Origin of the sequence: Neorhizobium sp. S3-V5DH (genome assembly GCF_004343065.1) — a bacterium.
In the GTDB taxonomy this organism is placed as follows: Bacteria; Pseudomonadota; Alphaproteobacteria; order Rhizobiales; family Rhizobiaceae; genus Neorhizobium; species Neorhizobium huautlense.
Window position 1 is genome coordinate 1 of the sequence record NZ_SMCL01000003.1, and the last position, 18,855, is coordinate 18,855.

Sequence of the window (18,855 nt, forward strand, 5' to 3'; positions counted from 1 at the left end):
GTCGCCCTTCCGCAGTTGCGCTTCACTTCGCTCGCCATGACCAGCTTACGGTGGGACTTCCACCCACAAGAATGCGCCCATGCTGGGCGCACAACGAAAAAGGCCGTCGCTTGCGCGGCGGCCCTTTCCGGCGGTGGAATCTCTGGAACCTAGTGGCCTCCGCCTCCGGCGCCGGCAGGCGCCGCGGGTTTGGCAATCAGGAAGACGAAAAAGATCAAGCTGGCAAAAAGGCCGGTGAGCAACAGGAAAACGTCCATGAAGGAAAGCAGCCAGGATTGCTGGGTGATGATCCCGGAAATCTTCTGAAGCGCCGCAGAACTGCCGTCGAGTCCGTAGGAATTGAAGTTGGCGCCAACGCTCTCCAGCCAGTCGAGAGCTGCCGGATTGGCGTAGTTCACGTGTTCGGCCAACCGCTGGTAATGCGCGTCGGAACGCTGGGTCAGCATGGTGTTGATGATCGCCAGGCCAACGGCACCGCCGAGATTTCGCGTCAGGTTGAACAGGCCGGAAGCACCCTGGATGCGCGAGGGATGCAGCGTGCCGAGCGCGATATTGTTGATCGGCACCATGCACATCATCATCGACGCGCCGCGCAGGATCTGCGGCAGGAGCAACTCGTAGAAATCCCAGTCCGCCGTGATACCCGTCAGCAGCCAGGTGCCGAGTGCGAAGCCGCCGAAGCCGATCGCCATCATCACCCGAAGGTCGAGAACGTTCGTCAGGCGCCCGACGATCGGAGCGGAAACGAACATCGCAATGCCGGAGACGAACATGGTTTCGCCGATCATCAGCGAGTCATAGCCCCGGATGCGGCCGAGATAGAGGGGATAGAGATAGGTCAGGCCGTAAAGGCCGACGCCCATGACGAATGAAAAGAGCGAGCCGAAGGCGAAATTGGCATTGCCGAAGGCCCTGAGATCGACCACCGGGAATTCGATCTTGAAGGCGCGCCAGAAGAACACCACCGCCCCTAGGACGATGAACACCGTGCCCATGACGATATGTTCGTCGCTGAACCAGTCCTTGTTGTTGCCCTCCTCCAGGACGTATTCCAGCGAGCCGAGGAAAATCGCCATGGAGGCAAGCCCCCACCAGTCGAACTTCTTCCAGAGCTGCATCTGCGGCTTGTCGAAATCGATCATGCTCCAGGCGACGGCAGTTACCAGGATGCCCGGAATGACGTTGACGAGAAAGAGCCAGTGCCAGGAGAAGGCATGGGAGAGATAACCGCCGACCGTTGGTCCGATGGTCGGAGCCAGTGTCGCGACGAGGCCGATGATCGGCGACACGATGCTGCGCTTCGAGGGGGGGAAGATCGTAAAGGCAGCGGCGAAGACGGAAGGGATCATGCCGCCACCGATGAAGCCCTGCAGCGCCCGGTAGACGATCATCTGCTCGATATTCGTGGCGGTGGCGCAGAGCACGCTGGCGATCGTGAAGCCGCCGGCACAGATGGAAAAGAGTACGCGCGTCGAGAGAATGCGGGCGAGCGTTCCCGACAGCGGGATCATGATCACTTCGGCGATCAGATAGGATGTCTGCACCCAGGCGACCTCGTCCGAACCGGCCGACAGGCCCGCCTGGATTTCAGACAGCGATGCCGAGACGATCTGGATGTCGAGGATCGACATGAACATGCCGAAGACCATCGCGAAAAAGGCGATGAGCTTGCGCCTGTCCATAGGTTGGTCGGCGGGCATGACACCCGCCGCGGCCGTTGCTGTAGCCATGGCCGTTCTCCTTGATGGGTTACTTGGCCGCTGCCACGGTGGTGTTGTCCGGCGCGGTGCGCGTGTCGACATCGACAACGACGCTCAATCCCGCGCGCAGATGTTCGCGCTCCAGATCCTCCTTCGGGATCGAGATGCGAACCGGTACGCGCTGGACGACCTTGGTAAAGTTGCCCGTGGCATTTTCAGGCGGCAGCATCGAGAAAACCGCTCCTGACGCTGGCGCGATGGATTCGACAGTGCCGACGATCGGCTGGTCCTCATAGGCATCGACATGCACGCGCACTTTCGAGCCCGGTTCGAGGTGACCGATCTGGGTTTCCTTGAAGTTGGCTTCAATGTAGAGTTCGGTGAGCGGTACGAGCGAGGCAAGCCGCTTGCCGGCCGAAACCAGATCGCCGGTCTGGACCGCGAGATTGCCGATCACGCCATCATAAGGCGCCTTGAGCACGGTGAAACTGAGATCGCGGGCTGCCTGGTCGCGGGCGAGTTCCTGGGTGCGGACCGTATTGACCGCTTCCTTGCGCTGCGCCTGCAGGAGGCCAATATTCGCCTCGGCGGAGGCGACGGCGGCCTGCCCGGCGACGAGATTGGCGCGGGCCTGTTCGAGCGCGATCTTTGCATTGTCGAGGTCGGCGGTGGTGCCTACGGATTTCGCGGCGAGCTCGCTTGCCCGCTTCTGGGTAATCTCGGCGCCGCGTACCGCCGCCTCAAGCGCTCCTTGCTGCGCCTTGGACTGTTCAAGAGCGGCCCGCCCGCCGACGATCTGGGCGTCGATGCGGGAGATTGCGAGATTGGCGGATTCGATCGCCGCTTCTGCTTTTTGGAGCGCAAGCTTATAATCCCCGTCATCAAGCGTGACGAGCGGATCGCCGGCCTTGACGGACTGGTTTTCGACGACGTTTACTTTCGCAACATAACCGGAGACCTTGGGAGAAATGACGGCAAGGTTGCCTTCCACATAGGCATCATCGGTCGAAACGAGGAACCGACCGTCCGTCCACCAGTTGTAACCATACCATCCGGCGCCGCCGAGGAGGGCAAGCGCAATGACCGGCAACAGAAATCCACGCCGCTTCTTCTTTTCAGGCGCCTTCGCGGCGGCCGGCGCAGCGATCGCTTCCGCCGCAGGCTGCTCGGTTGTCGGCCGCTCGTTGCGGGCTTCGGCTTCGCTGGTGCCAATGTTATCCGTCGTTACGGCGCGCAATGCGCCGCCATTTTGAGAGGCCGTCATGTTCGTATACCGTCAATGGGAGTTCAGCATTTCATCGAACCGCTCGGTTCAGTGAGCTTGACATAGACCTTTCGATGACACATATCAAGGGCAATCGAACCGCTCGGTTCGAAAAGGTTAAAAAAGGCATCCAATGGCCAGACAGACAAGGAAGCAGGAGAAATCCGATCCGGTTGCAGCCGGACGTTTCGCGGCAGGGGAAGACCCCGCGAAACGGGAGCAGATCATCGACGGCGCAAGCCGCGTCTTCATGAAGCTCGGCTTCGACGCGGCGAGCATGAACGATATCACCCGCGAGGCGGGGGTGTCGAAGGGCACGATCTACGTCTATTTCCAGAACAAGGAAGATCTGTTCGCGGCACTCGTCGCTCGGGAGAAGGAACGCGTCACGCTACGGATGCGCGATATTCTCGCCGGCAGCGAGGAGGTCGAAGTAGGACTCTACCGATTCGGAATAAACTTCGTTGCGCATATCACCTCCTTGCAGGTGATCAACGCCATGCGAACCGTGATCGGTGTCGTCGACCGCATGCCGAGCCTCTGTCGGCAGTTCTTCAATTCGCCTTCGATGAACGTCCGCACCGTGCTCGACGATTTCATCAGGCGGCACGTAGCGCTGGGCAATCTGAACGTCGAGCATAGCGATCTGGCTGCGCGCCAGTTCATCGACATGACAAGCGGCACCTTCTTCAAGCTGAGGCTGTTCGGCGATCTCTGCGACGTTCCCCCGCAGTCGGAAATCGACGAGGTCGTAAAGGGCGCCATCAAGGTCTTCATGGCCGCCTATGGCGTTCATGACACATCCGTGATCGCAAAAGAGGCGGAACACGCCTGATTTTGGCGGTCGTCGCGTGACCGCCTCTTGTCTTCCCGCTGCCGATCCTTAAATCGGCAGGCGATTGTGTTTTGCGATTGAAAGGGAAGATTGGATGGACATTGCAGCGCTTGTAGCAGACCCGGCGGCCTGGGTAGCGCTCGTTACACTTGTGGTCATGGAAGTCGTGCTCGGCATCGACAACCTGATTTTCATTTCCATCCTCACCAACAAGCTGCCTCCTGAGCACCGCGACCGAGCTCGCAAGATCGGCATCGGCCTGGCGCTCATCATGCGCCTTGCTTTGCTCGGTACGATCGCCTGGATCGTCCAGCTCACCAATCCGCTGTTTGAGCTTTTTGGCCACCCCTTTTCCTGGAAAGATATCATCCTCATCGCCGGTGGCCTCTTCCTCGTCTGGAAGGCGACGAAGGAAATCCACCACAACGTCGATCCGGAGGATCACAAGGAGGATATGGTTGGCGGCGCGGCCAGCATGTCTTTTGCAGCTGCCATCGGGCAGATTCTCCTCCTGGACCTGGTCTTCTCGATCGACAGCATCATCACGGCCGTCGGCATGACCGAACATCTGCCGATCATGATCGTCGCGGTGATCGCGGCCGTGACCGTGATGCTGGTGGCCGCAACTCCGCTCGCCAATTTCATCGAGAGGAACCCGACGATCGTGATGCTCGCGCTCGGTTTCCTGTTGATGATCGGCACGACGCTGATCGCCGACGGCATGGGCTTCCACGTGCCAAAGGGCTACGTCTATTCGGCCATGGCCTTCTCGGCGCTGGTCGAAATCCTGAACATGATCGCCCGCAACGCCCGCCGGAAGAAGAAGGCGGGGCAGCAAACGCTGCACTGAGACCGGAGAATATGAAAAGGGCGCCCGCGGCGCCCTTTTTCGTTTGCCCGCGGTATACGATTGTGCCCCCCCGGCGAGACTGTCTCCATGCGGCACCCCCTGCGGAGCAATATCCTGCTCCAGGGTTGTTTAGCATTCGAACCTGCTTTATCGGAACTTTGGACTGCCGGCGGAATTGATGCGCTACCTCGGAGCGGCGATTTCCTCCAAAAGCGGAAACTCATTCGCCGACCTCTCAAAGCTGCGGAGCCGCATGACCACACAGCAGATCCTCGCCTTCACCCTGATCGCCGTCATGATGGCGGTCTTCATCTGGGATCGGTTCCGTTACGACGTCGTCGCCTGTTGTGCACTGGTGCTGGCGGTGGCACTGGGCGTCGTGCCGGTCGACAAGGCATTTTCCGGCTTCTCGGACGATATCGTCATCATCGTCGGCAGCGCACTCGTCGTCAGCGCCGGCGTCGCCCGCTCGGGCATCGTCGACATGGCGGTCAAGAAATTTTTCCCGAACCTCAACACGCTGCACACCCAGCTGGCGCTGCTGATGATCGCGGTGGCACTGCTTTCCGCCTTCATCAAGAATATCGGCGCCTTGGCTATCATGATGCCGGTCGCCTTCCAGTTCTCCAAGAAATCCGGCGCATCGCCTTCGAAATACCTGATGCCGATGGCTTTTGCGGCTCTTCTCGGAGGGTTGATGACGCAGATCGGCACCTCGCCGAACATCGTCGTCTCGAGGCTGAGGCAGGAACTCACCGGCAGTTCCTTCACCATGTTCGACTTTACGCCGATGGGTGCGCTGCTGACCGTCGTCGGCATCACCTTCCTGCTCTTCTTCCATTGGCTGGTGCCCAGCCGGACGAAGCAGAACAACTCGATCGAAGAAGCGATAGAGATCAAGAACTACACCTCGGAAGTATCGGTCACTGCGCAATCCGCCGTGCTCGGCAAGCCGATCAGCGATCTGCTGAAGCTGGGCGACGGCGAGGTCATCGCCACGGCCGTTCTGCGCGGCACGGCCCGCATGTCGCCGTTTCCCGATCTCCAGTTGCGCGAGGGCGACGCCGTATTGCTCGAGGGTCCCTCGAACGAGCTCGACCGGATCGTCTCCAGCGGTCGATTGAAACTTTCTGGCAAACCGCTGAGCGGCAAGGGCCAGGCCCGCCCGGATGTGATTTCCGTCGAGGCCGTCATCAGCCAGGAATCGACGCTGAGGGGGCTTTCCGCCAAGGAACTGGCCCTATCCTACACGCGCGGCGTCAATCTCCTGGCGATCAGCCGCCGCGGCGAGCGGCTCAAGGAACGGCTGGGGAACCTGACGCTGATGGCCGGCGATGTGCTGGTACTGCAAGGAAGCCGCAAGAACCTGCCCGGCGTGCTGCAGGACTTTTCCCTGTTGCCGCTTGCCCAGCGCGAAATTCTGCTCGGCACCCACCGGCGCGCGTTCGTGCCTCTGATCATCCTGGCGCTCGCCATGGCGGCGACCGCGGTGGGTATCGCTCCCGTGCCCGTCGCGTTCTTCGCAGCAGCATTAGGCATGGTCGTGTTTCGCGCCATACCGCTTGCGGACTTCTACAAGGCGGTCGACGGACCGATCCTCGTTATGCTGGCAGCCCTGATCCCCGTGTCGGATTCGCTGCGGACCACGGGCGGCAGCGAACTGATCGCCGGCTGGCTCGGCGGTGTGGCGGCAAGCCTGCCAGCATGGGGGGCGCTGGCGCTGATCACCATCACGGCCATGGCCGTCACACCCTTCCTGAACAATGCCGCGACGGTACTCGTCATGGGACCGATCGCCGCGAGCTTCGCGACCAATCTCGGTTTCAGGCCCGAGGCTTTCCTGATGGCGGTGGCGATCGGCGCCGGTTGCGATTTCCTGACACCCGTCGGCCACCAGTGCAACACGCTGGTCTTCGGCCCCGGCGGCTACCGGTTCTCCGACTATCCGCGCCTTGGCCTGCCGCTTTCGTTCCTGATCGTCCTCGTCAGCGTCCCGGCGCTGCTCTATGTCTGGCCCGTGAGGTAGGATTGCGGCCAAGAACCTTGACGCCTGCGGCTGAATATGCGCTAAGGCCTGCCTCAAATCCTTAGTCCCGATAAGCAGGTTCGCGCCGCTGAAGGCGCAAAGATCGAGCAGTATTCATGACAATCACCGGCCCCCGCGTCCGCATCGCCCCCTCGCCCACCGGCGAGCCGCATGTCGGCACCGCCTATATCGCTCTCTTCAACTACCTCTTCGCCAAAAAGCACGGCGGTACGTTCATTCTCCGCATTGAAGATACCGATGCGACGCGCTCGACGCTGGAATTCGAACAGAAGGTGCTGGATGCACTGAAATGGACCGGCCTCAGCTGGTCTGAAGGTCCGGATGTCGGCGGCCCCTACGGCCCCTACCGCCAGTCGGACCGCAAGGCGATGTATCAGCCCTACGGCCAGGAGCTTCTGAACAAGGGCCATGCCTTCCGCTGCTTCTGCACGCCGGAACGCCTCGAACAGATGCGCGAGGCCCAGCGCGCCGCCGGCAAGCCGCCGAAATACGACGGCCTCTGCCTCAATCTGACCGCAGAAGAAGTGACCGCCAAGATGGCGGCGGGCGAAAGCTCGGTCATCCGCATGAAGATCCCTACGGAAGGTTCCTGCGATTTCCACGACGGCGTCTACGGCGACGTGTCGATCCCATGGGATTCGGTCGATATGCAGGTGCTGATCAAGGGCGACGGCATGCCGACCTATCATATGGCGAATGTCATCGACGACCACCTGATGAAGATCACCCATGTGGCACGCGGCGAGGAATGGCTGGCGTCCGTGCCGAAGCACATCCTGCTCTATCGCTATTTCGGTTGGGAGCAGCCGGTCTTCATGCATCTCTCGCTGATGCGAAATGCCGACAAGTCGAAGCTGTCGAAGCGCAAGAACCCGACCTCGATCTCCTATTATTCCGCGCTCGGTTACCTGCCGGAAGCACTGATGAACTTCCTCGGTCTGTTCTTCGTGCAGATCCCGGAAGGCGAAGAAATGCTGACCATGGACGAGCTGACGGCAAAGTTCGATCCGGACAACCTTTCGAAGGCCGGCGCGATCTTCGACATCCAGAAACTCGACTGGCTGAACGGCCGCTGGATCCGCGAGAAGCTTTCGCCGGAAGACTTTATTGCCCGCACGCTCGAATGGGCCTCGGAAAACAGCCGCCTGACGGAAGGCCTGAAGCTCTCCCAGAGCCGGATCTCGAAGCTCGGCGAACTGCCGGGCCTCGCCGGCTTCCTGCTTTCCAACGATGTCGGCCTGACGCCCGCCTCCTTCGCCGGCCTCAAGACCAACCCGGCCGAGACGCTTGAAATCCTGCAGACGGTCCAGGCCGATCTCGAAAAGATGATCGAATGGAACGTCGAGTCGATCGATGCGGAGCTGCGCGCAATCTCCGACAAGCTCGGCAAGAAGCTGCGCGTCGTCACGCCGCCGCTTTTCGTCGCCGTCTCGGGTTCGTCCCGCTCGCTGCCGCTGTTTGACTCCATGGCGCTGCTCGGCCGATCAGTGGTGCGCCAGCGCCTGAAGATCGCCGCCACGGTGGTGGCTTCGATGGTGGGAAGCGCGGCCTAGTCCGCAGCCCCCTCATCCGCCTGCCGGCACCTTCTCCCCGAGGGGGAGAAGAAAGTTGCGGCACCGGCGGCATACTCTAATTTCCCTCTCCCCTCGGGGAGAGGGTGGGGTGAGGGGGCCAAAGGCTCCGCATAGCAAATTGATCTGCGGCGATATCGCCGAAAAGGCAAACACGATGACCGACAATAACACGACTGAAACCGCCCTCTCCTCCGACGCGACGCAGGTGCGCGCCCAGAAGCTCGCCATCCTTCGCGACAAGGTCGGCGACGTCTATCCGGCGCATTTCCACCGGACGCTGACGAATGCGGAGCTCGCCGAGAAATACAAGAACCTCGAGGCGGACGTGGAAACGCAGGATATCGTCACCGTTGCCGGCCGTGTCTATTCCTCGCGCAATTCTGGCATGTTCATGGATATCCATGACGCTTCGGGCAAGGTGCAGATCTTCTCGCACAAGGACACCACCCCGGAGGATGCCCGTGCGCTTCTGTCGCTTATCGATATCGGCGACATCGTCGGGGTGACCGGCGTCGTGCGCCGCACCAAGCGGGGCGAGCTGACGATCAACGCCCAGTCGATCATCATGCTCACCAAGTCGCTGCTGCCAATGCCGGAAAAGTGGCATGGCCTCTCCGATATCGAGCTGCGCTACCGCAAGCGCCATCTCGACATCATGACCAACGAAGAATCCAAGCTTCGTTTCCAGCAGCGTTCGAAGATCGTGTCCGGCATCCGCCGCTTCATGGAAAACGATGGCTTCATGGAAGTCGAGACGCCGATGCTGCAGGCGATCTACGGCGGGGCCACCGCCGAACCGTTCAAGACGCATCACAACACGCTGAAGCTCGACATGTATCTGCGCATCGCGCCGGAACTGTATCTGAAGCGCACGCTGGTCTCGGGCCTCACCGACAAGGTGTTCGAGATCAACCGCAACTTTAGGAACGAAGGCGTCTCGACCCGCCATAATCCCGAATTCACGATGATGGAATGCTACTGGGCCTATGCCGACTACGAAGACATGATGGATCTCGTGGAGCGCATGTTCCAGACGCTCGCCTTGAGCATCCACGGCTCGACCGAGTTCAAGTTCCAGGACAAGGAGCTTTCGTTCAAGGGCCCATTCAAGCGCGTGTCCATGCCCGACGCCGTCAAGCAAGCGACCGGCATCGACTTTCTGTCGATCAAGACCGACGAGGAAGCCCGCGCCGCGGCACAAGCCGCCGGCTTCGAGGTGGAGAAGGACTGGACCTGGGGCGAATGCCTCGCTTTCATCTTCGAGGAAAAGGTCGAGCCGACGCTGATCCAGCCGAGCCACGTCACCCATTTTCCGAAGGACATCTCGCCGTTTGCCAAGGAAGTGCCGGGCGAACCGCGCCTCGTCGAGCGCTTCGAGACCTATTGCAATACCTGGGAGCTCGGCAACGCGTTTTCCGAACTCAACGATCCGGAAGAGCAGCGCCGGCGCATGGTGGAGCAGCTCGAGCAGGCACATGCCCGCGGCGAGAAGGACAAGCAGCTGGACGACGAATTCCTCGACGCGATGGATCAGGGCATGCCGCCCGCCGGCGGCTTGGGCATCGGCGTCGACCGTCTTGTCATGCTGTTGACGGATTCGCCATCCATCCGCGACGTGATCCTCTTCCCGGCGCGCCGCGCGAAGGCGGATTGAGCAGCTCTGCTGATTTCGGATAGGCAAGCCTTACCAACGAAATCCATGGTCTTAGCTTCAGCTAAGACCATGGATTTTATAGCCTCTCCTCTTGCAGGGAAATCGCAAGGGAGGGATCCCCTCCAAATTCAATGCGCCGGCTTTACGGACGCTTCCTCGTCCGGCTTGGCTGCAGCGGGCGGAACTTGACCCGGTTCCTTGCCTTTCACCGGCTGCTGGCCCTCTTCACCGCGCATCTTGGCAAGCCAGGCAGCGCCTGCCGCATCGGCATCCATTTTTCCGCCGGTCGGCTGCGGGGCCGCTTCGCCATGCACGGTTTCTGCCCGTTTTTCATCCGCACCGGTCGCCTTCGACCAACGCTTGCCGCCTTCTGCCGCAGTCCTCGGCTCCGGAGCGGGCTCGTGCGGGCCTGGCTTTGCAGCCGGGGCAGAGGCCTGATCGCCGTGATCCTCGGCTGCCGCGTGGTTGTCTGCAGGCGCCCCATGACCATCGGCCGGAACCGGCGCGTGGTCCGCAGCTTCTGTAACATGACCTTCCGCCGGCGGCGCCTTCTCGCCGGAACCGAAGATCATGCCGCTTATGGAACCCAGCAAACCACCGCCATCCTTGGCTGCGACCTCGTCCCCATGCCCTTCGGCGGGAGCTCCGTGGCCTTCGGCCGCCGGTTCTTCGCCATGTCCGCCACTGCTTTCACCGTGGCCGCCTGACGTCTCGCCGTGCCCGCCGGCAGGTGCGCCATGCGCGCCCTCCGGAACCGCAGCCGCAGGTTCGACGCAATCGGCATGATCGGTCAGCCGCGCCGTGACCGCCTCGACATCTTCGGCCGGCAGGTCGATGCGCATGCCGTAATATTCGCCGCTGGCATTGGCCGAACCGTCGAGATAATAGGCGGAGTAGACCGCCGCGGCAGTCCCCTTCGGCATCTTGCCGGGATCAGGAATATAGATGACCTGCGCGCCGATCATCCGGCCGCGCATCAAGGCTCGGTCCGTCGGGCCGGCCTTGTCGATCAGCGCCACCTGGACGAGATCCGCCTTCTCCTTTTCCTGCACCGCGCGGGCGACCCGGAGCGCCGTGCGGATACGCGCCATGCCGTCGCCCGCTTCTTCGGTGGTAACGTATTTGCGGACCCAATAGCGCTGGTCGCGCTTGATCTTGATCGTCTCCAGAGCAGTGCATTCGAACCCGTTCATCTCCAGATAGGACGGGCCGAGAAGCTTGTCCGCACCAACGAAGACCGCTGCCGCGCCGCTGCCGCCACCCAGCACGACAATGCCGCCCATGATCAGGATGAGCTTTTTCGAGACCCGGAACGCCAGGCCCTTCACTTGCCGAACTCCGGCATGGTCAACCCCACTTTACGCAAAACAACCGAGGGAATATCGGCGGCATAATCGGTCATTCTCCTTGAAGAAGCTTTAAGCCCGCGCGGATGTTTCGACCGATCATCCGAAACCGGCCCTGCCTTTTCCATCGCTCAACCACATGTCTAGTTGCAAATGATTTGCAATAGCATTGACAGAAGCAAAATCCCGACTAGGTTAGATTGCGAATGAATTGCAGCTAGGGATCCGTCGCCGCATGTCTTTCCGAAAATTCCTCCTCATCGCAGCCGTTCTGGCGGTGCCCGCGTTTGCCAATGCGCAGGAAAAGCCGAAGGTCGTGACCACCTTCACCGTCATCGCCGACATGGCAAAGAACGTCGCGGGCAATGCAGCCGACGTGGAAAGCATCACCAAGGCGGGCGCCGAGATTCACAACTACCAGCCGACCCCGCGAGATATTCTGCGCGCCCGCGACGCGGACCTCGTTCTTCGCAACGGACTGAACCTCGAGCAATGGTTCGAAAAATTCCTCGCCAATCTCGGCAAGGTGCCGAGCGTTACGGTCTCCGATGGCGTCGAGCCGATGGCGATCGCCGGAGGCGCCTATCAGGGCAAACCGAACCCGCATGCCTGGATGTCGCCGGAAAACGCGGTGATCTATGTCGAGAACATCCGCAAGGGTCTTTCCGAAATCGATCCGGCGCATGCCGACACCTATGCCGCCAATGCCAAGGCTTATACGGACAAGATCCGGGCTGCGGTCCAGCCGATCCGCGATATACTTGGCAAACTGCCGGAAGATCACCGCTGGCTGGTGACGAGCGAAGGGGCCTTTTCCTATCTCGCCCGCGATTTCGGCCTCAAGGAACTCTATCTCTGGCCGGTGAATGCCGACAGCCAGGGCACGCCGCAGCAGGTGCGCGAAGTCATCGACGCGATGCGCGAGCATCAGATCAAGGTCATTTTCAGCGAAAGCACGGTGTCCGACAAGCCGGCGAAGCAGATCGCCTCCGAAACCGGCGCGACATATGCGGGCGTCCTCTATGTCGACTCGCTTAGCGAGGAAGGCGGACCGGTGCCGACCTATCTCGACCTACTTCGAGTGACCACCGAAACAATCGCAAAAGGTCTTTCGCAATGATGATGGGCAAGACGGCGCCGACAAGCGCCGGACTGAAACTGGACAACGTCACTGTCGCCTATCGCAACGGGTTGACTGCGCTCAGGCATGCGAGCTTCGTCGTGCCGAAGGGCACCATCACGGCACTGGTCGGCGTCAATGGCGCCGGCAAGTCCACCCTCTTCAAGGCGATCATGGGCTTCGTCACGCTCACCGAAGGTTCCGTCGAAATTCTCGGGATGCCCGCCCGGGAAGCGCTCCGCAAGAACCTCGTCGCCTATGTGCCGCAGGCCGAAGAGGTGGACTGGAACTTCCCGGTGCTTGTCGAGGACGTGGTGATGATGGGCCGCTACGGCCACATGAATTTTCTGAGGATCCCCTCGCGCCACGACCACGACATGGTTACCCGCGCTCTGCAGCGGGTGAACATGGAGGACTACCGCAAGCGCCAGATTGGTGAACTCTCCGGCGGACAGAGGAAGCGCGTCTTCCTCGCCCGGGCGCTCGCGCAGGAGGGACAGGTGATCCTGCTCGACGAGCCTTTTACCGGTGTGGATGTGACGACCGAGGAACAGATCGTCGAACTTCTGCGGGCCCTGCGCGACGAAGGCCGCGTCATGCTGGTCTCGACCCACAATCTCGGCAGCGTGCCGGACTTCTGCGACCGCACCGTCTTCGTGAAGGGCACAGTGCTCGCCTATGGAAAGACCGAGGACACGTTCACGGAAGCCAATCTGGAACTGGCCTTCGGCGGCGTGCTGCGCCACTTCATCCTCGGCGGCTCCGATCTCCACGACGATGCCGACGAACGCAGGGTCAAGGTTATCAGCGACGACGAACGGCCCTTCGTGACCTACGGCAACGGCCAACAAAAGGCTTCGGTGAAGACAGATGCTCCAGACGCTCCTTGAGCCCTTCACCTATGGCTATATGCTGAACGCCATCTGGGTCAGCGCGCTGGTTGGAGGCGTCTGCGGCTTCCTCTCCGCCTACCTGATGCTGAAAGGCTGGTCGCTGATCGGCGATGCGCTTTCCCATTCTATCGTGCCCGGCGTGGCAGGAGCCTACATGCTCGGCCTGCCCTTCTCGATCGGCGCCTTCCTGTCGGGCGGACTGGCGGCGGGCGCGATGCTCTTCCTCAACCAGCGCACGCGGTTGAAGGAGGACGCCATCATCGGCCTGATCTTCACCTCCTTTTTCGGTCTCGGCCTCTTCATGGTGTCACTGTCGCCGACTTCGGTGAATATCCAGACGATCGTGCTCGGCAACATTCTCGCCATCACACCCGCGGACACGATCCAACTCGTCATCATCGGCGGCGTCAGCCTTGCGATCTTGGCGCTGAAATGGAAGGACCTGATGGTGACTTTCTTCGACGAGAACCATGCCCGCACCATCGGCCTGAAACCCGACCTCCTGAAAATCCTGTTCTTCACATTGCTGTCGGCTTCCACCGTCGCAGCACTCCAGACCGTCGGCGCCTTCCTCGTCATCGCCATGGTCGTGACGCCCGGCGCAACCGCCTATCTGCTGACCGACCGTTTCGACAGGCTCGTCCTGATGGGGCTCGTGATCGGCGCCGCAACAAGTTTCGTCGGCGCCTATCTGAGCTACTTCCTCGACGGCGCGACAGGCGGCATCATTGTCGTGCTGCAGACAGCACTTTTCCTCGCCGCCTTCCTGTTCGCTCCGAAACACGGAATGCTCGCGGCCCGCAGGCGGCTGCGCAAGACGCTGGAGGAAACCGCATGAGCGAGATCCTAGAACTGGCGATCCTGCCCTTCCAGTTGCCCTTCATGCAATCGGCCTTCATCGTGACGCTGATGATTGCCGTGCCGATGGCGATCCTCTCCTGCTTCCTGGTGCTGAAGGGGTGGTCGCTGATGGGGGATGCCGTCTCCCATGCGGTGCTGCCGGGCGTCGTTGTCGCCTACATTCTCGCCATTCCGCTCTCCGTCGGCGCCTTCGCGGCCGGCATGATCTGCGCGCTCGCCACCGGCTTTTTGAAGGAGAACAGCCGGATCAAGGAGGATACGGTCCTCGGCATCGTCTTTTCCGGCATGTTCGGGCTGGGGCTTGTGCTTTATGTGAAGGTGCAGTCCGACGTGCATCTCGACCACATCCTCTTCGGCGATATGCTCGGCCTCCTGCCCTCCGACCTTGTTGAAACCGGCTTGATCTCGCTTGCCGCGACCCTGTTCCTTGTGATCCTGCGCAAGGACCTGCTGGTCCATTCCTTCGATGAACAGCATGCCAAGGCGATCGGCCTGCCGACGCGCCTGCTGCATTACGGATTGCTCGCGGTGCTGTCGCTGACCGTCGTCGGCGCGCTGAAGGCGGTGGGCATCATCCTTTCGGTCGCCATGCTGGTCGCGCCCGGCGCCATCGCCTTCCTGCTCACCCGCCGCTTCACGGCGATGCTGCTGACGGCGGTGGCGATCGCGGTCGGGGCCTCAGTCTGCGGCATCTACCTGAGCTTCCTCATCGACAGCGCCCCCGCCCCGACCATTGTGCTGCTGATGACTGCGCTGTTCATCATCGCCTTCCTCAAGACCACACTGACGCCGCGCGCCGCTGTCTGAACTTTGCCCTTGCGCAACCCACGTCGCGGGTATATACCCGCAGCCATGCCTAACGACACTTGCCACTGCATCATGCTGCGCCAGGCCTCCCGAAAGGTTTCGTCTTACTACGACGAGGCGCTGGCGCCGCTCGGGGTGAATATCGGTCAATTCAGCCTGCTGCGTAACATCAAACGGCTGGAACCGGTCTCGCTCACCGAGCTTGCCGGCAAGGTCGAGCTCGACCGCTCGACGGTCGGCCGCAACACGAAAGTGCTGGAGCGCATGGGGCTGGTTGCGATCGGCCATGGCGAGGACCAGCGGGAAGCGATGCTGACGCTGACGGAAAAAGGCCGCGACCTGCTGAAGGAAGGCGCGCCACTGTGGGATAGCGTTCAGGAGGATATCGAAGACCGGCTCGGCCCGGAGAAGACCAAGCAGCTTCTGGAGCTGCTCAAAGAGCTCTGATTTCTTGCCCGAAAGCGGGCATATACCCATAAAACGCCGCAGCCGCGGCGACGATCAGGAAAGGGACAGTTACATGATCTCCACCAGCGCCGCCCGATGGATGGCCGGCAGAAACCTCCACTACGGATGGGTGGTCGCCGCCACCACCTTCCTGACCATGTTGGCGACCGCCGGCGCCATGGGCTCGGCCGGCGTGATGATCCAGCCGCTGCACCAGGAATTTGGCTGGGACATCGCCGACATCTCCTCGGCCATGGCCGTTCGTCTCGTCCTCTTCGGCCTGCTCGGCCCCTTCGCCGCCGCCTTCATGAACCATTTCGGCGTCCGGCAGGTCGTATCCTTCGCGCTCGCCCTGATCATGGGCGGCCTCGTCGTCTCCCTGTTCATGACCGAGGTCTGGCAGCTCGTGGCTCTATGGGGCGTGGTGATCGGCGTTGGAACCGGCATGACGGCGCTGGTGCTTGGTGCCACCGTTGCAACCCGCTGGTTCTCCAAGCGCCGCGGCCTCGTCGTCGGCCTGATGACGGCGAGCAATGCCACCGGTCAGCTCGTCTTCCTGCCTCTCCTTGCCGCAATCACCGAAGCCTATGGCTGGCGCGCGGCACTCACGCTCACCGTCGCCGTCATCGCTGCGGCTATGCTGCTGGTGCTTCTCCTGATGCGCGATTATCCCGCCGACGTGGGCCTGCCCGCCTACGGCGATACAGCGGTGTCGAAGGCGCCGAAGCAGGATCACAAGTTTCTGGCGACGCTCGTCTCGCCGCTCGTGGCTCTTCGCGAGGCGTCCGGCAGCGCCACCTTCTGGGTGCTGTTCGGCACGTTCTTTGTCTGCGGGCTGTCGACCAACGGCCTCATCCAGACGCACTGGATCTCCATCTGCGGCGATTTCGGCATGGCTGCCGTAACGGCTGCGGGCACGCTTGCCGTCATCGGCATCTTCGATTTCTTCGGCACGATCTTCGCTGGCTGGCTCTCCGACCGCTACGATAACCGATGGCTGCTCTTCTGGTTCTACGGCCTGCGCGGCCTGTCCTTGATCTACCTGTCGCTTTCGGGCTTCAGCTTCATGGAACTGTCGGTCTTTGCGATCTTCTACGGCCTCGACTGGGTGGCGACCGTGCCCCCGACCGTCAAGATCGCTGCCGAAAAGTTCGGCCGGGAAAAGGCGGGCCTTGTCTTCGGCTGGGTATTCGCCGGACACCAGATCGGCGCGGCAACCGCAGCCTTCGGCGCCGGTTTCTTCAAGAGCGACTTCAACACCTATATGCCCGCGCTTCAGATCGCCGGCGTGATGTGCATGATCGCCGCCGTCTCGGTTCTCTTGCTGCGGAAGCCCGGCTCGGCAATGCCGGTGCCCCAAGCGGCCTAATCCACAGATAATCCACCCGGCGGCCAATCTCTATGGCCGCCGGGAAGCCGCATTTGCAAGATGCAGATCGCACGGGATATTGACATGGTCGAACTTTCTCGATGGGAGGCATCATGTCGTCGATTACCTCAGGCAATTCCGAACAATATGCCGATAGCCGCAAGCTGGCGGCCCGCGGTCGCCTCAACAGGGAATACACGATCGCCGAAACCGGCTGGTTTCCCTGGGTCGCCCGGCAGATTCCTCTCCGCCCTGGCGACCGTGTCCTCGACATCGGCTGCGGCCCGGCCTGGTTCTGGGCCTCGGTAGTTGAGGAAATCCCCGACAACCTCGATCTGACGCTTGCCGATCAATCCCACGGCATGGTGGCGGAAGCGGTCGACCGCTGCCGCACCCTGCCCTTCAGATCGGTGACCGGCTATCAGGCCGACGCGGTAGCGTTGCCCTTCGAAGATGGCTCCTTCGACGCCGTCATCGCCATGCACATGCTCTATCACCTTACCGATCCAGCCGTCGCGATTGCCGAGATGTCCCGCGTATTGAAGCCCGGCGGCGTGCTTGCAGTGACGACCAACGGCGTCGGCAACATGCGCGAAATCTACGCGCTGACCGCCGTGCTCGGCAGCCCGCCGGTCGATCCGGGCGGTGCTGCCTTCGGTTACGAAAAGGCCGAGGCGATGATGCATGCCGAGTTCGGCAATGTCGCCTTCTCCGAACATCCGGCCCGGATGCGGATTACCGAGCCGGAAGACGTTTTCCTGGCGCTGACCTCCTACCCGCCGGGAGACCGATCGAGCGAACCCCAGCTTGCTGCCTTCCGCGAAGCGATCGCCAGGGCTTTCGAAGCGGGCAACGGCGTGCTGGAAGTCGGCAAGCAAACCGGCCTCTTTCTCAGCAGAAAGCGGGCATGAAAGGCAAAAAGGCCCGTCGCGGGAGGGGCCTTTTGTTCATGCAGGCGGTGGAATATCAGGCGGCGGCGAGAGTCAGTTCCTTGCGGACGAGTTCGCGCAGCGCCGTCAGGTCCTTGGCAAAGGCGCGGATGCCTTCGGAGAGCTTTTCGGTCGCCATGGCGTCTTCGTTCAGCATCCAGCGGAACTGCTTCTCGTTCAGCGATTGCAAAGGCTCGGCCTTGAAGGTTTCCGGAAAAAGCTTGCGCTCCAGCTTGCCGGTATCCTTGTCGAGTTCGTCGAGGAGGGCCGGGCTGATCGTCAGACGGTCGCAGCCGGCAAGGGCTTCGATCTCGCCCGCATTGCGGAACGAGGCGCCCATGACGATCGTCGAAACGCCGTTCGCCTTGTAGTAATTGTAGATCTGGCGGACCGAAAGCACGCCGGGGTCAGTCTCGGCGGTATAGTCCTGGCCGGTCGATTTCTTGTACCAGTCGAGGATGCGGCCGACGAAAGGCGAGATGAGGAAGACCTTGGCCTCGGCGCAGGCGATTGCCTGGGCCTGGCTGAAGAGAAGTGTCAGGTTGCAGTCGATGCCTTCCGTCTGCAGGACTTCGGCGGCACGAATACCTTCCCAAGTGGAAGCAAGCTTGATCAGGATGCGGTCGCGTTCGATGCCGCGCTCCTTGTAGGCTGCGATGATCGAACGAGCCTTGGCGATCGAAGCTTCCGTATCGAAGGAGAGATCGGCATCGACTTCGGTGGAGACGCGGCCCGGAACGAGTTCGGCAAGTGCCGCACCGACATCGATGGCCAGACGGTCCGCCACCGCAGACACGACCGCATCGTCCTGGCCGCCCTGCTTGCGGCCCCAGGCGATTGCTTCCTTCACCTTGTCGGCGAAGATCGGCGTGCCGAGCGCCTTTAAGACGATCGTCGGGTTGGTCGTGCAATCCACGGGTTTCAGGCGGGCAACCGCCTCGATATCGCCAGTATCGGCAACGACCGTGGTCATGGAACGAAGCTGCTCTAGTTTCGACGTCATCCGAATATTCCTCGTTGGAAACTTAGGTCATCCACTCATAACCTGAACGCCTGTCGCGGGAATTTGCTCCTCCGGCGCGTAGAGAGACTATCGACCTTCCGTGGTCAGGAAGTCAAGACATTTGTCATTCCGAATTGACATATGTTTCATATGAGC

The 18,855-nt window shown here is 61.4% G+C and carries 16 protein-coding genes; 12 read left to right on the forward strand and 4 right to left on the reverse strand.

Features of this window, described 5'->3' with window-relative positions; translation table 11 throughout:
• Positions 1 to 149: 149 nt before the first annotated feature.
• Both EDE09_RS06020 and EDE09_RS06025 read right to left on the reverse strand, forming a co-directional pair.
• On the reverse strand, positions 150 to 1,730 hold the full coding sequence (locus tag EDE09_RS06020; protein ID WP_165924124.1) for a DHA2 family efflux MFS transporter permease subunit: 1,581 nt from the start codon (positions 1,728 to 1,730) through the stop codon (positions 150 to 152).
• Positions 1,731 to 1,749: 19 nt separating this feature from the next.
• Positions 1,750 to 2,964 (reverse strand): HlyD family secretion protein, encoded by a 1,215-nt coding sequence (locus EDE09_RS06025; RefSeq protein WP_105371555.1) that lies wholly within the window; start codon positions 2,962 to 2,964, stop codon positions 1,750 to 1,752.
• Between the two features lie 133 nt (positions 2,965 to 3,097).
• Between EDE09_RS06025 and EDE09_RS06030 the strand changes: the two genes are divergently transcribed.
• From EDE09_RS06030 to lysS, 5 genes are all read left to right on the forward strand, one after another.
• Complete coding sequence (locus tag EDE09_RS06030) at positions 3,098 to 3,799, forward strand: TetR/AcrR family transcriptional regulator (protein WP_112799148.1); 702 nt, start codon at positions 3,098 to 3,100, stop codon at positions 3,797 to 3,799.
• Positions 3,800 to 3,893: 94 nt separating this feature from the next.
• Positions 3,894 to 4,649 carry a TerC family protein gene (locus EDE09_RS06035; protein ID WP_132409347.1) on the forward strand — a complete coding sequence of 252 codons (756 nt, stop codon included), beginning with the start codon at positions 3,894 to 3,896 and terminating at the stop codon, positions 4,647 to 4,649.
• A gap of 253 nt (positions 4,650 to 4,902) precedes the next feature.
• The gene (locus tag EDE09_RS06040) at positions 4,903 to 6,675 is read left to right on the forward strand and encodes an SLC13 family permease (protein ID WP_132409349.1); all 1,773 of its coding nucleotides are present in this window, start codon (positions 4,903 to 4,905) and stop codon (positions 6,673 to 6,675) included.
• Positions 6,676 to 6,791: 116 nt separating this feature from the next.
• A complete protein-coding gene (gltX, locus tag EDE09_RS06045; protein ID WP_105371552.1) occupies positions 6,792 to 8,249 on the forward strand; it encodes a glutamate--tRNA ligase in 1,458 nt (485 codons plus the stop codon).
• A gap of 175 nt (positions 8,250 to 8,424) precedes the next feature.
• Complete coding sequence (lysS, locus tag EDE09_RS06050; RefSeq protein WP_132409351.1) at positions 8,425 to 9,924, forward strand: lysine--tRNA ligase; 1,500 nt, start codon at positions 8,425 to 8,427, stop codon at positions 9,922 to 9,924.
• 128 nt (positions 9,925 to 10,052) lie between these two features.
• Here lysS and EDE09_RS06055 read toward each other — a convergent pair whose 3' ends face one another.
• The gene (locus EDE09_RS06055) at positions 10,053 to 11,252 is read right to left on the reverse strand and encodes a hypothetical protein (RefSeq protein WP_207914811.1); all 1,200 of its coding nucleotides are present in this window, start codon (positions 11,250 to 11,252) and stop codon (positions 10,053 to 10,055) included.
• 253 nt (positions 11,253 to 11,505) lie between these two features.
• On the opposite strand from EDE09_RS06055, the gene EDE09_RS06060 reads away from it, so the two are divergent.
• The 7 genes from EDE09_RS06060 (at position 11,506) to EDE09_RS06090 (ending at position 17,678) form a co-directional block, all read left to right on the forward strand.
• A complete protein-coding gene (locus EDE09_RS06060) occupies positions 11,506 to 12,390 on the forward strand; it encodes a metal ABC transporter substrate-binding protein (protein WP_132409353.1) in 885 nt (294 codons plus the stop codon).
• A complete protein-coding gene (locus EDE09_RS06065) occupies positions 12,390 to 13,280 on the forward strand; it encodes a manganese/iron ABC transporter ATP-binding protein (RefSeq protein ID WP_105371595.1) in 891 nt (296 codons plus the stop codon). The genes EDE09_RS06060 and EDE09_RS06065 overlap by 1 nt, the downstream gene beginning before the upstream one ends.
• Positions 13,261 to 14,121 (forward strand): metal ABC transporter permease, encoded by an 861-nt coding sequence (locus tag EDE09_RS06070; protein ID WP_105371549.1) that lies wholly within the window; start codon positions 13,261 to 13,263, stop codon positions 14,119 to 14,121. Before EDE09_RS06065 ends, EDE09_RS06070 begins: the two co-directional genes overlap by 20 nt.
• Positions 14,118 to 14,951 carry a metal ABC transporter permease gene (locus EDE09_RS06075; protein ID WP_132409355.1) on the forward strand — a complete coding sequence of 278 codons (834 nt, stop codon included), beginning with the start codon at positions 14,118 to 14,120 and terminating at the stop codon, positions 14,949 to 14,951. The genes EDE09_RS06070 and EDE09_RS06075 overlap by 4 nt, the downstream gene beginning before the upstream one ends.
• Before the next feature lie 45 nt (positions 14,952 to 14,996).
• Entirely contained in the window at positions 14,997 to 15,398 is a 402-nt protein-coding gene (locus EDE09_RS06080; RefSeq protein WP_132409357.1) for a MarR family transcriptional regulator, read from the forward strand.
• Positions 15,399 to 15,471: 73 nt separating this feature from the next.
• On the forward strand, positions 15,472 to 16,767 hold the full coding sequence (locus EDE09_RS06085) for an MFS transporter (protein WP_132409359.1): 1,296 nt from the start codon (positions 15,472 to 15,474) through the stop codon (positions 16,765 to 16,767).
• 113 nt (positions 16,768 to 16,880) lie between these two features.
• Positions 16,881 to 17,678: a methyltransferase domain-containing protein gene (locus tag EDE09_RS06090; protein WP_132409361.1), complete on the forward strand. Its 798-nt coding sequence runs from the start codon at positions 16,881 to 16,883 to the stop codon at positions 17,676 to 17,678.
• Between the two features lie 55 nt (positions 17,679 to 17,733).
• On the opposite strand, the gene tal is transcribed toward EDE09_RS06090, so the two are convergent.
• Complete coding sequence (gene tal, locus EDE09_RS06095) at positions 17,734 to 18,699, reverse strand: transaldolase (RefSeq protein WP_132409363.1); 966 nt, start codon at positions 18,697 to 18,699, stop codon at positions 17,734 to 17,736.
• Positions 18,700 to 18,855 lie beyond the last annotated feature (156 nt).